The following is a 12,996-nucleotide window of genomic DNA, read 5'->3' on the forward strand; positions in this document are numbered from 1 at the left end:
GTCGCCCGGTCCGGCGGTCCGCCATACGCACGGCCGAGTGCTGCCCCGTGCACAGCCGTGCTCACCTCAGGGTTGATCTCCGGCGATGATCGCGCCGAGCAAGCCACCCACTCCGCAGCCGACAATGGCTCCGACAACGAAGAAGAAGAAACCGACCACGGCACCGACGATGCAGCCGATGACCGCACCGCCCACGATCGATCCGGCATTGGCCACGTTCTGCAGCGCGACCGTCTGCAGCGTGGGCGCCGCGATATCGGCCGCGTTCTCGGGCCGCACGGTCAATGTCGTACCGGCGGAATCGATTTCGGGGATGACGTTCAGGGAGCGATCGGCCAGCTGGTACGCCAGCGGTAGCGAAGCGATGGACTCACCACCCGGTCCGATCACATTCACCGTCCCGCCGGCCAGTTCGAAATGGCCACCGGCGAGGGTGGTGGTGACTGCGGAGCGATCGGGCGCCAGACTGGTGGTGTATTCGACCCCTCGATCGACACCACTGATGCCCGGTTGCGCCAGGACCGGTTCACCATGGGCGGTGACCGTCGCGACGCAGAGCGCGGCAATCGAAAGAAGTGTTGTTGCGGCGAATTTGGCGATTCTCATAATGACTACCCTGCATTCGAAAGAGCCGATTCACCGCACGGTCGAGTAGGCGCATTCCGTGTCATCGATGACACGGCGGACGCCGGAGACTACGACTCGATTGCGCGTACAGGATTCACGCGGCGAATCAGGGAATCCACATCTAATTATCAATCCCACTAGTGTGGTCGGAGTTCCCGGCGCCTCCCCGAGTATGACGAGGGAACCATTCTTATGGTCCTCTCAGACTCGCCCGCAGGATAGAACAGGTGTCCGGGTTGTCCGCCGATGTCCTCTGCGGACAACCCGTCACGCCGCGCGAAAGCGGAATTCGCTTATTCCAGTTCGCCTTCGGTTTCCAGGTAGACCTGGCGCAGACGGTCCAGCGTATCGGCCTCCGGGGCCTCCCAGAGCTTGCGCTCGGCCGCTTCCAGCAAACGCTCTGCAATGCCGTGCAGCGCCCACGGATTCGACTGCTCCATGAACTTGCGATTCACGTCGTCGAAAACATAACTCTCCGCCAGCTTTTCATACATCCAGTCGGCGACCACATTGGTGGTGGCGTCGTAGCCGAACAGATAGTCGACCGTGGCCGCCATTTCGAACGCGCCCTTGTAGCCGTGCCGGCGCATGGCCTCGAGCCATCGCGGATTCACCACACGAGCCCGGAATACCCGAGCGGTCTCTTCCGACAGCGTGCGGGTGCGCACGGCGTCCGGCCGCGTGCTGTCGCCGATATACGCCTCGGGATTCTTACCGGTGAGCGCGCGCACCGCGGCGACCATGCCGCCGTGATACTGGAAATAGTCATCGGAGTCGGCAATATCGTGTTCGCGGGTGTCGGTGTTCTTGGCCGCCACCGCAATTCGGCGATACGCGGTGCGCATATCATCGGCGGCGGGCGCACCGTCGAGATCGCGGCCGTAGGCGAACCCGCCCCAGGCCGTATAGACCTGCGCCAGATCGTCATCGGTGCGCCAGCTCTTGGAATCGATGAGCTGGAGCAGACCCGCACCGTAGGTGCCGGGCTTGGACCCGAAGATGCGGGTGGTGGCACGGCGCTCGTCGCCGTGCTCGGCCAGATCCGCCTGGGCATGTGCGCGAACATAATTGGACTCGGCGGGCTCGTCGAGCTCGGCGACCAAGCGCACCGCATCATCGAGCAGTGCCAGCACATGCGGGAAGGCGTCGCGGAAGAAGCCGCTGATGCGCACGGTCACATCGATGCGCGGACGGCCCAATTCCTCGAGATCGATCGCCGCCAGAGTGGTGACGCGGCGGCTGGCCTCATCCCACACGGGGCGCACCCCGAGCAGCGCGAAGACCTCGGCAATATCGTCGCCGGAGGTGCGCATGGCGGAGGTTCCCCACACCGAAAGACCCACGGAGCGAGGGTATTCGCCATGATCGGCGAGGTAGCGCGCCAGCAGCGAATCGGCCATGGCCTGACCGGTTTCCCAAGCCAGCCGCGACGGGACGGCCTTGGGATCGACCGAGTAGAAATTGCGCCCGGTGGGCAGCACATTGATGAGCCCGCGCAGCGGCGAACCGCTGGGACCGGCCGGAATGAATCCGCCATTGAGGGCGTGCAGAATGCGGGCGATCTCGATACCAGTCTGCCGCAGGCGCGGAACCACCTCTGTCGCAGCGAATCCCATCACGCGCCGCACGACGTCGAGGCGAGCGGCATCCTCGGTACCGACCAGGTCTTCGGTAATGGCGTCGATGGAATCGACATCCCAGTCGACCTCCTGCATGGCCGCGACCAACTCGCGGGCACGTGCCTCGACGGTGTCGACCCGCTCGCGCGATTCGTCGCCGCTTTCGCTGAGCCCCAGCGCTTCTCGCAGACCTGGCACATTCACCTCGCCGCCCCACAGCTGGCGGGCGCGCAGCATGGCGAGCACCAGGTCGACCTCGGCCTCACCAACGGGCGCCTGGCCGAGAATGTGCAGGCCGTCGCGGATCTGCACATCCTTGATCTCGCACAGCCAGCCGTCGACGTGCAGCAGCATATCGTCGAAGACATCCTCCTCCGGCCGCTCGGCCAGCCCTAGGTCGTGGTCCATCTTGGCCGCGCGCATGAGCGTCCAGATCTGCTGGCGAATGGCGGGCAGCTTGGCCGGATCGAGCGTGGAGATATTGGCGTGCTCGTCGAGCAGCTGCTCCAAACGCGAGATATCGCCATAACTTTCGGCGCGCGCCATGGGCGGAATCAGGTGATCGACCAGGGTGGCGTGGGCGCGGCGCTTGGCCTGCGTGCCCTCGCCCGGATCGTTCACCAGGAACGGGTAGATGAGCGGCAGATCCCCGAGCGCCGCATCGGTGCCACAGGAAGCGGACATGCCGAGGGTCTTGCCCGGCAGCCATTCCAGATTGCCGTGCTTACCCAGGTGCACCATGGCGTCGGCGGCGAACCCGTCGGGCGCGGCCAGCCAGCGGTAGGCCGCCAGATAGTGGTGGCTGGGCGACAGGTCCGGGTCGTGGTAGATGGCGACCGGGTTCTCACCGAAGCCGCGCGGCGGCTGCACGATCAGCACGATATTGCCGAAACGCAGTGCGGCGATGACGATCTCACCCTTGGGATCGGCGGAGCGATCCACATACAGTTCACCCGGCGCGGCGCCCCACGCCTCGGTGACGCTCGCGCGCAGATCCTCCGGCAGCGTGGCGAACCAGGCGCCGTAGGTGTCGGCGCCGATGCGAATCGGGTTGCCTTCCAGCTGCTGCGCGGTCAGCCAGTCCGGGTCCTGGCCACCGGCGGCAATCAGGGCGTGGATGAGCTTGTCGCCATCACCCTCCTCGAGCCCGGGGATCTCCCCCGGCTCGCCGAGATAGTAACCGGCGGAACGTAATTCGTTCAGAATCCGGAGCGCACTGGCCGGGGTGTCCAGGCCGACGGCATTGCCGATGCGAGCATGCTTGGTCGGATAGGCCGACAGCACGATCGCAATATGCTTGTCCGCATTGGGAATATGCCGAAGTCGCGCGTACCGCACCGCGATTCCGGCCACCCGGGCAGCGCGCTCTGGATCGGGCACATAGGTGGACAGGCCATCGGCGTCGAACTCCTTGAAGGAGAACGGCACCGTGATGATGCGGCCGTCGAACTCCGGCACCGCCACCTGGGTGGCGACGTCCAGGGGCGAGAGGCCGTCGTCATTGGCCTGCCACTGCTCGCGGCCACTGGTGAGGCAGAGTCCCTGCAGGATCGGCACATCCAGGTCGGCGAGCGCGCCCACATCCCAGGCTTCGTCATCACCACCGGCCGACGCCGTGGCCGGCTTGGTGCCACCGGCCGCGAGCACGGTCACCACGAGCGCGTCCGCCTGGCGCAGCTCGGCCAGCAGATCGGTTTCCGCGGTCCGCAGCGAAGCACAGTACACCGGCAACGCCCGCGCACCCTTGTCCTCGATGGCTTGACACAGCGCTTCGATATAGCCGGTGTTCCCGGCCAGATGCTGAGCGCGGTAGTAGACGACCGCCACCGTCGGCGCACCCTCGGCTACCGGGCGCGAATCCCGTTCCAGCCGGCCCCAGCTGGGCAGCTCCACCGGCGGCTCGAAGCCGAATCCGGTGAGCAGCACAGTGTCGGAGAGGAAGTTGTGCAGCTGCAAGAGGTTTCCGGGCCCACCGGCCGCCAGATAGTTGTGCGCGTCGGCGGCGACACCGCCGGGCACGGTGGAGCACTCCATGAGCTCGGCATCGGGTGCGATCTCACCGCCGAGGGCGACCAGCGGAGTCCCGCTGGCGCGCACCGCCTCCAGGCCTTCCTCCCACGCGCGCTTACCGCCGAGAATGCGCACGATCACCAGATCGGCGCCGGCGAGCAGCGCCGGCAGATCCTCCGGCAGCAGGCGCGCGGGATTGGCGAGCCGATACTCGGCTCCGCTGGCACGTGCGCTCAGCAGATCGGTATCGGACGTGGACAGCAGCAAAATCACAGGTTTCGGCCTTCCTCGGGTGACGCGCCCAGCACGGTGTGGCGCTCGACGGGAAGGTCTGACTGTCACAGTGGCGCGACCGCACCGGAATTGCACCGGCTACTTCTCGTCCGACGAGCCCGCCGATGCTATCGCGCCCGGATCACAGTGCGGCAAAGCCTGGTCGGCGATGCTGTTCGGCTATGGAATCCGCGCGTACGCTGCCGGTATGCCGATTACTCCGGGATGGGTCAGGCGGAACCGCTTCGCTGCCTGGTCAGGATATCTTTGCGCATTGGTTGCCTTCGCAATGCTGGGCATGACTTTGGTCGCCGCCGGCAGTGGCAATACGCGGTACGCGATGCTGGCGGGCATCATCTTCGCCGCAACAGCTCTCTTCGGGATCACGGTGCAGATGACCACCGTGCACCGGGACCACCTCGATCACCACAACACCCCGAACCTGCTCCAGGACACCTGGGAAACGTCCCCGGCCTTCGCCCTGCGACGCGGTGTCCCGAGCTCGATCGAACCGCATCAGGCCGGTTGGCCGGAATGGCAAGCGCAGCACGGACCTAATAGCTGACCGCAGTGCCGGTCGCCGTAAGCTTGACCGGTCATGACCCGAACAGATCCCGACTCCTGCCCGGGCGTGCTGCGCCTGCACGACGCCGCCGACGGGCCCCTCGCGCGCATTCGTGTGCCCGGCGGGCAATTGTCTCCGCAGCAATTGCAAGCCCTGGCCGCCGCGGCGACCGAACTTGCCGACGGCAATATCGAACTGACCTCGCGCGGCAATGTGCAACTGCGGCAGGTACGCGATGCGAGCGCGCTCGAAGCGCAGCTGACCGCAGCCGGGCTGCTGCCGAGCGCCTCGCACGAGCGGATTCGCAATATCATCGCCTCACCCTTGGCCGGGCGGGTCGGCGGCCGGAGCGATGTGCACGGGCTGGTGCCCGCGCTGGACGCCGGGCTGCAGGCCGACCCGCGGCTCGCGGAATTGCCGGGGCGCGTGCTGTTCACGCTCGACGACGGGCGCGGTGATGTCAGCGGGCTCGGCGGGGATATCGGCGTGCACGCCGTGGACGGCGACACCTATGCGCTGCTGCTCGCGGGTGCCGATACCGGGGTTCGAGTACCTGCGGGCGATGCGGTCGACCTCATGCTCGCGGCCGCGCACGGCTTTCTCGAATTGCGCGACGGGCAATGGCGGCTGCATGAAATCCCTGATGCCGGTATCCGTCTCACCGATCGACTGCTGACCACTCGATCCGGGCTCCATACCAGCGACGAAGCCACCGAAGTTGTTGTGCAGCACGAGATTCCGATCGGCTGGATGACCCAGAGCGATGATCGTGTGGCATTGGGCGCGGGCGTGCGGCTCGGTTCCCTGCCCGCGCGCACCGCCGAATTCATTGCCGCCGTCGAGCGCCCGATTCTGCTCACCCCGTGGCGCAGTCTCGTCATCGCCGACCTCGACGAGTGGGCCGCCGAGCAGGTAGTGCGCGTGCTCGCTCCCATGGGATTGATCTTCGACGCCCACTCCCCCTGGCTCCTGGCCAGCGCTTGTGCGGGCATGCCGGGCTGCGCGAAATCCCGGACCGATGTGCGCGCCGATGTGGCCGAGGCGGTCGAATCCGGCCGCATAGTGCCCGCCGGGGGGCCTCAATTCGCACGCGAGGGCCTGGAAGCCACCGAAATCGTGGCCTCCGGTCGTCAGCACTGGTCCGGCTGTGAGCGCCGCTGCGGCCGGCCGCGCGGCGCGGTCACCGACATCATCGCCACCGGCGACGGCTACCGCATCGATCCGGCCGACTGAGCTTCGGCACGACTCCCCGGTCGTAGGGGTGCGAGGTCGCCGCAGGGCTATCCACGTCGATCTTTCGGGTGCACAGTGGATGTTTCAGGCGGCTTGGAGTGTTGTCCGAATCAGGCATACGGATCGGGTGCAGGAGGTCGGCATGACCATTTCGAGAATGGGCGCTGAAGAGATCGCGGCCATGTCCGACCTGGAGCGGCGCGAGCTCATCAAACGGTTGCGGGTGCACGAGCCCAGACTGCCCCGGCCCGAGTTGGTGCGGTTGCATCGGCGGATTCGATTGACGCTCATGGTCGGCGGCTGTCTCGCCATGATTCCGTGGCTCGTCTATCTGGGGTTGACGTTGCCCGCCGACTATCACGCGCGCAACTGGTCGCTGACCTGGATCGGGTTCGATGTGCTGCTGGTACTCATGATGGCCGCGACGGCCTATCTCGGGTGGCGGCGGCAGGTTTTCCTGATCCTGCCAGCGTTCGGCACCGGAATGCTGCTCCTCGTGGACGCCTGGTTCGACATCGTCACCGCCGCGCCCGAAGATCTCTGGGTATCGGTGACCACCGCCGTCGTGGCCGAGATCCCGCTGGCGCTCCTTCAGATCAGCGGAGCGGTCCTCCTACTACGGTTCCTCGTGCAGGCGCATCCGCTGCACGATCCGACGGTCAGTCCGTGGAAGGCAACGCTCCCATTCTGACCGAATGCTGTTCCATGGTGCAGCACTTCACGCTGCCACCGGCCTTCAGCAATTCCGACAGGTCGATGCCCACCGGCTCGTAGCCGCGCGCCCGCAATTGCGCCGCCAGGCCGGTAGCGCGCTCGCTCATGAAGACGTGGTAGCCGTCGCAGACACCATTGAGGCCGAGCACATTCGCATCGTCCTCGGTGGCGAGCAGGGCGTCCGGGTACATGCCGGCCAGCAGGCGCGCGCTCTCCCCGCTGAAGGCCGCCGGGTAGTAGGCGATGGTGTCGTCGAGCACCATGAGCGCGGTATCGAGGTGGTAGAAGCGCGGATCGATCAATTCCAGTGAGATGACCGGCAATTCGAAGAACTCCTGCACCTCCTCGTGCGCGGCGCGGGAGCTGCGGAATCCGGTGCCCGCCAGAATGCGGTCCCCGGCAATGGCGAAATCACCCTCGCCCTCATTGGTTTCCCGGGCGGCCAGCACCTGGGTGAAGCGTTGTGCGACAAGCCAATCGTGATAGGCCGGGCCTTCGGCGGCGCGCTCGGGATTGGCGAAGCGGGCGGACAGCGCCCTCTCACCGATCACCAGACCGCCATTGGCGGCGAACACCATGTCGGGCAGGGCGGCCACGCCCTCGACCACATCGACCAGATGGCCGTGCCGTTCATAGGTGGCCCGCAGGTTCTCCCATTGCGCCCGTGCCAGCGCACGGTCCACGGGAGCCGAGGTGTCCATCCACGGATTGATCGCGTAGTAGACGTCGAAGTGGTCGGGGCGGCACATGAGGTAGCGGCGCGGAGTCGGGCGGCGGGTGCCTGCGGGTTCGGGTGCGCGAAGCGTGGCTACGGAGGTCAACGAGGCTCCTTCGGAACAGCGCGGACAATGCTTGATGCCGAAGATAAGTGGCGTACCGTTGCGCTTGAAATAGCGAATCATTGCGTATATTTGTATTTCAGCAGCGAATCATTGCGTCACGACGGAAACTGCCACGCTTCGGCGAACGGAGAGACCGGTGGACGACCTCGATCGGCGAATTCTGGCCCACCTGCTCAAACAGGCCCGCGCCTCCTTCCAGGAGATCGGTGCGGTGGTCGGACTCTCGGCCCCGGCCGTCAAGCGCCGGGTCGACAAGATGGTGGCGGGCGGGCAGATCACCGGATTCACCGCGCTGGTCAATCCCGCCGCGCTGGGCTGGCGCACCGAGGCGTACGTCGAGGTCTACTACCGCGACAACATCTCTCCGGCCGAACTGCGCCGCAGCCTCGAACCGATCCCCCAGGTGATCGGTATCTGGACGATTGCCGGTGAGGCCGACGCCCTGGTGCACGTCATGGCCACCGATATGGCCGAAATCGAGGTCACCGTCGAGCGCATCCGCGAGAACGCCCGTGTCGGCCGCACCCGCAGCAGCATCGTCATGTCGCGGTTGCTGGAACGCCCGCGCACCTGATTTCCGGGGAGCGACGCCACCCGCTCCCCGGTCACGCGCAGGGGAAATCTAGGGTGGACGCCATGTCCGACGTGCGCACCAGCTACCTCACCGACGGGGCCGAGATCTATCGGCGCTCGTTCGCGACCATTCGCTCCGAAGCGGATCTGGCCCGCTTCCCGGCGGACGTGTCGCAGGTGGTGGTGCGAATGATTCACGCCTGCGGGCAGGTGGATCTGGCCGGGGACATCGAGTTCAGCAACGATGTGGTGACCAAGGCGCGGGCCGCGATGCGCGCCGGCGCGCCGATCCTGTGCGATGCGAATATGGTCGCCTCCGGCGTTACCCGCAAGCGGCTGCCCGCCGACAATGAAGTCCTGTGCCTGCTCGGCGATCCGCGCGTCCCGGGTCTCGCGGCCGAGATGAACAACACCAGATCCGTTGCGGCGCTGGAACTGCTGCGCGACCGCATGGAAGGCGCGGTGGTGGCCATCGGCAATGCGCCGACCGCGCTGTTCCACCTGCTCGACATGCTCGACGCCGGTGCCCCGAAACCTGCTGCCGTGCTCGGCATTCCGGTCGGATTCATCGGCGCGGCCGAATCCAAGCAGGCCCTCGCCGAATACACCGGCATCGAATTCCTGACCGTGCGTGGCCGGCGCGGCGGTAGCGCCATGACCGCCGCCGCCCTCAATGCGATTGCGAGCGAACAAGAATGAGCGGCAAGCTCTGGGGTGTCGGCCTCGGCCCCGGTGATCCGGAACTGGTGACGGTCAAGGCGGCGCGGATTATCGGCGCGGCCGATGTCATCGCCTTCCACAGCGCCAAGCACGGACGCAGCATCTCCCGCGCCATCGCGGCCCCCTACATGCGCGAGGGCCAGCTCGAAGAGCACCTCGTCTACCCGGTGACCACCGAGACCACCGATCACCCCGGTGGCTATCAGGGCGCCATCGACGAGTTCTACGAAACCGCCGCCGCCCGCCTCGCCGAACACCTGGCCGCCGGACGTTCGGTGGCTCTGCTGGCGGCCGGAGACCCGCTGTTCTACAGCTCCTTCCAGCACATGCACCGCCGCCTGGCCGACCACTTCGATACCGAGATCATCCCCGGCGTCACCTCGGTCAGCGCCGCCTCGGCCGCCCTGGGCACCCCCCTCGTCGAGGGCGATCAGGTCCTCACCGTCCTGCCCGGCACCATGCCCACCGACGAACTCACCCGCCGCCTCCGCGAGGCCGACGGCGTCGCCATCATGAAGCTCGGCCGCACCTACCCCGGTGTCCGCCAGGCCCTCGCCGACTCCGGCCGTCTGGCCGACGCCTACTACGTCGAACGCGCCAGCTCCACCCGCCAGCGCGTTCTCCGCGCCGCCGACGTGGACGAAGCCAGCGTCCCGTACTTCGCCATCACCGTGGTTCCCGGGCCCAAACCCGCGACGCGAATCACCCTGACGGACAGCACATCCGACGCTTCATCGACCAATTCCACGCTGGCAGCCGCCGGAGCCGCGGGCACAGTCGACACAAACCGCCGCACTGCCAGCGGAGCAGACGCATCGCAACCAACCACCGCGCGGGCCGCGACCGCCTCGGACACTGGTACTCCCGGAGCCGGCGCACCCGCCGGGGATACCGCCGTCACGACTACCAGCACACCAGGTACCGATACCAGCACGGTGCCTGTCGCTCCATCGACCGCAGCCGACCCCGCTGCCACGACGACGAGCACAACAGCTGCCGGCACCGTTGCGGCGCATGCCGTTCCAGCGACCGCGGCGGTGACGAGCGCGCCCGCAGCGGATACCGCCGGCGCGACAACGAGCACGATTGTCGCCGGCACTGTAGCGGCTCTCGCCGTCGCCGCGAGCGCGGGCGCGGCGCAGGGTGATTCGATCGGTGAGGTGGTGGTGATCGGGCTGGGCCCCGGTGCCGCGGAGTGGACTACGCCGGAGGTGACGCGCGCGCTGGACGAGGCTACCGATATCGTTGGGTACGCGACGTATGTGAATCGGGTGCCGGAGCGGGTGGGACAGCGACGGCATTCCAGTGACAACAAGGTCGAATCCGAGCGGGCGGCAATGGCTTTGGATCTGGCCAAGGGTGGTGCGAGGGTCGTGGTTGTTTCGGGTGGAGATCCCGGGGTATTCGCCATGGCGGCGGCAGTGGTCGAGGAGTCGGCCGATCCGCAGTGGCGGGATGTGCCGGTGCGAGTGCTGCCCGGAGTGACCGCGGCCAGTGCCGTGGCCAGCCGGGTTGGTGCGCCGCTGGGCCACGATTTCGCCATGATCTCCCTCTCGGATCGATTGAAGCCGTGGGAGGTGGTGGCCGGGCGGATAGCCGCGGTGGCCGCCGCGGATATGGCGTTCGCCGTCTACAACCCGGCCTCGTCGCAGCGCACCTGGCAGGTGGCCGCCATGCGTGATCTCGTGCTCGAGCATCGCAAGCCGGAGACCCCGGTGGTGATCGGGCGGGACGTGGGTGGTCCGACCGAGTCGGTGCGGGTGGTAACGCTCGCCGATCTCGACCCGGCCGAGGTCGATATGCGCACCCTGCTGATCGTGGGCGCCTCGACCACCACGGTGTTCGACGCGGCCGGCGGGCCCCGGGTGTTCACTTCTCGACGGTACGGCGACTAATATTCCATAGTGGAATGCAGGCTGGAAGGAGTGTAGTGGCAGACGACAAGACGCGGCGCCCTCTCAATTCGACGGCCGCATCCTTACTGGGTTTCCTACATCAGGGCGATATGTCCGGCTGGGACCTGGTCGCCCAGGCGCAGGATCGCATCGGCGACTTCTGGACCATCACCCAGAGTCAGGTGTACCGCGAGCTGGCGACCATGCACCAGCACGGCCTCGTCGAGAAGGGCGAGGCCGGAGCGCGCGACCGCACGCCCTATCGCATTACCGAGGACGGCCGGGAGGCGTTCGCGGAGTGGATCGCCCGCGATCCGGGCGCGGAGACCATCCGGGTGCCGCTCCTGCTCACCCTGTCCTTCGGCGAATACGTCGACCCGCCACGCCTGGAACGCATTATCGCCGCCAATCGCCCACTGCACGAACAGCGCCTGACCTCGTATCTCGCCGGACACGACGAGCAGCGCATGTCCCCGTTCGAGCGCGCCACCGTGGATTTCGGCATTCGCTACGAACGCGCCGTGCTGGATTGGTTCGACCGGCTCCCCGAGCTGCTCGACCCCAGCAGCCGGTTGTCCTAAGCCTGTTGCCGCAGCCAATCCCACGCTGCGGCAATGGTTTCCACCTGCACCGCACCCGCCGGCAGCGGCGGGCGCTCGATCATCACCACAGGCAGCGCGAGTGCACGGGCAGCGGCGAGCTTGGCCTCGGTCAAGGCTCCCCCGCTGTCCTTGGTCACCAGCACATCGATGCGCCGATCGGTGAGTAGCGCGGTTTCATCTGCGACGCTGAAGGGTCCACGCGCCAGCAGCAATTCATGCCGGGCGGGCACCGCATCCTCGGGCGGGTCGATAGCGCGAATCAGGAACCACTGTTGCGATCCAGCAAAGGCTGCCACCCCCTGGCGGCCGATGGTGAGGAATACGCGCTCCCCCAGTCCGGCAACGGTTTCCGCCGCCGCGGCCAGGTTCGGCACCCCGATCCACCGATCCCCCGCCTGCTCGCTCCAGCCGGGGCGGCGCACATGCAGCACCGGCAGCCCGGCCGCCGCGGCGGCCTGCGCGGCATTCGCGGTAATACCCCCGGCAAAAGGATGCGTGGCATCGATCACAACGTCGATCCCATTGTCGCCAAGCCACTTCCGCAGCCCCTCGGCTCCCCCGAATCCCCCCACCCGCACCGCGCCGATCGGCAGCACGGGTTCGCGCACGCGTCCGGCGAGCGAGGAGACGATCTCGAATCCTCGCTCGCCGGAGGCGATGTCAGCGATTTCCCGGGCTTCCCGGGTACCGCCGAGAATCAGAATTTTCAGGGCTGACCGCTGAAGTAGGCCAGGCCCGAATCGATCAGCGGCTGACCACCGGCGATCAGCAGCCCGATGAGCGCACCGAACGGCAGACCGATACCGAAGAAGAAGGCACCGATGATCGCGCCGATCACGCCGCCCAGCGCGGCATGCTGCAGCTCGGAGAAGAACCAATCCTGCGAGCCGATGTACTTGAGCGACACATTGTTCGCCTGCGGGGTCAGCGACAGCTGCTGTCCGCCATTGTCGATCGCGGCCGTCAGGGCGATGTCCTGAGTGCCCGCCTTACCACTGATCGGCAGCTGGGCGACAACGTCTCCGGCCTGGTTCTTCAGGGTGACAGCCTTGCCATCGGCGTCGAGCGAGAAAACGCCGCCGGTCACCTGGGTGACAACGGTCTGACCGGTCTCGGCCATCTTCACCGAATAGTCGACGCCCTGGACCTGGCCCTGCGGCGGCAATCCGGCAACCGTCTGGACGGCCGGAGCCGGATCGGCAGGAGCGGCGTAGCCGGTCCCCGCCGCAACACCGGTTGCGGCGACCGCGATCATGGCGGTGATCGCGAACTTCTTGTAATTCATAAATAAATCTCCCAAAACTTGAGCGTCCGTGCAGGATA

General features: G+C 66.8%; 12 protein-coding genes. 7 read left to right on the forward strand and 5 right to left on the reverse strand.

Annotated features, from left to right (window positions below):
* Positions 1-66: 66 nt before the first annotated feature.
* Together JWN03_RS20885 and cobN are read right to left on the reverse strand one after the other, a co-directional pair.
* A complete protein-coding gene (locus JWN03_RS20885; RefSeq protein WP_297617486.1) occupies positions 67-606 on the reverse strand; it encodes a hypothetical protein in 540 nt (179 codons plus the stop codon).
* 314 nt (positions 607-920) lie between these two features.
* Positions 921-4,529: a cobaltochelatase subunit CobN gene (gene cobN, locus JWN03_RS20890; RefSeq protein ID WP_297617489.1), complete on the reverse strand. Its 3,609-nt coding sequence runs from the start codon at positions 4,527-4,529 to the stop codon at positions 921-923.
* Between the two features lie 274 nt (positions 4,530-4,803).
* On the opposite strand from cobN, the gene JWN03_RS20895 reads away from it, so the two are divergent.
* The 3 genes from JWN03_RS20895 (at position 4,804) to JWN03_RS20905 (ending at position 7,018) form a co-directional block, all read left to right on the forward strand.
* A complete protein-coding gene (locus JWN03_RS20895; RefSeq protein ID WP_297617493.1) occupies positions 4,804-5,094 on the forward strand; it encodes a hypothetical protein in 291 nt (96 codons plus the stop codon).
* 33 nt (positions 5,095-5,127) lie between these two features.
* Positions 5,128-6,327: a precorrin-3B synthase gene (cobG, locus tag JWN03_RS20900; protein WP_297617496.1), complete on the forward strand. Its 1,200-nt coding sequence runs from the start codon at positions 5,128-5,130 to the stop codon at positions 6,325-6,327.
* 142 nt (positions 6,328-6,469) lie between these two features.
* Positions 6,470-7,018 carry a hypothetical protein gene (locus tag JWN03_RS20905; RefSeq protein WP_297617499.1) on the forward strand — a complete coding sequence of 183 codons (549 nt, stop codon included), beginning with the start codon at positions 6,470-6,472 and terminating at the stop codon, positions 7,016-7,018.
* Here JWN03_RS20905 and ddaH read toward each other — a convergent pair.
* On the reverse strand, positions 6,987-7,862 hold the full coding sequence (gene ddaH, locus JWN03_RS20910; RefSeq protein WP_366914455.1) for a dimethylargininase: 876 nt from the start codon (positions 7,860-7,862) through the stop codon (positions 6,987-6,989). The two genes, JWN03_RS20905 and ddaH, sit on opposite strands and share 32 nt — an antisense overlap.
* Before the next feature lie 157 nt (positions 7,863-8,019).
* On the opposite strand from ddaH, the gene JWN03_RS20915 reads away from it, so the two are divergent.
* From JWN03_RS20915 to JWN03_RS20930, 4 genes are all read left to right on the forward strand, one after another.
* Positions 8,020-8,457 carry an Lrp/AsnC family transcriptional regulator gene (locus JWN03_RS20915; RefSeq protein ID WP_297617502.1) on the forward strand — a complete coding sequence of 146 codons (438 nt, stop codon included), beginning with the start codon at positions 8,020-8,022 and terminating at the stop codon, positions 8,455-8,457.
* Positions 8,458-8,519: 62 nt separating this feature from the next.
* On the forward strand, positions 8,520-9,155 hold the full coding sequence (locus tag JWN03_RS20920) for a precorrin-8X methylmutase (protein ID WP_297617504.1): 636 nt from the start codon (positions 8,520-8,522) through the stop codon (positions 9,153-9,155).
* Positions 9,152-11,071, forward strand: a complete 1,920-nt coding sequence (locus JWN03_RS20925) for a precorrin-2 C(20)-methyltransferase (protein ID WP_297617506.1) — start codon at positions 9,152-9,154, stop codon at positions 11,069-11,071. Before JWN03_RS20920 ends, JWN03_RS20925 begins: the two co-directional genes overlap by 4 nt.
* Positions 11,072-11,085: 14 nt before the next feature.
* Positions 11,086-11,652, forward strand: coding sequence for a PadR family transcriptional regulator (locus tag JWN03_RS20930; protein WP_297617509.1), 567 nt, complete (start codon positions 11,086-11,088; stop codon positions 11,650-11,652).
* Here the strand turns inward: JWN03_RS20930 and JWN03_RS20935 are convergent.
* On the reverse strand, positions 11,649-12,383 hold the full coding sequence (locus JWN03_RS20935; protein WP_297617617.1) for a cobalt-precorrin-6A reductase: 735 nt from the start codon (positions 12,381-12,383) through the stop codon (positions 11,649-11,651). The two genes, JWN03_RS20930 and JWN03_RS20935, sit on opposite strands and share 4 nt — an antisense overlap.
* Positions 12,380-12,958: a hypothetical protein gene (locus JWN03_RS20940; RefSeq protein WP_297617512.1), complete on the reverse strand. Its 579-nt coding sequence runs from the start codon at positions 12,956-12,958 to the stop codon at positions 12,380-12,382. The genes JWN03_RS20935 and JWN03_RS20940 overlap by 4 nt, the downstream gene beginning before the upstream one ends.
* Between the last annotated feature and the right edge of the window lie 38 nt (positions 12,959-12,996).

It is taken from the genome of Nocardia sp. (assembly GCF_025465275.1).
GTDB lineage: Bacteria > Actinomycetota > Actinomycetes > Mycobacteriales > Mycobacteriaceae > Nocardia.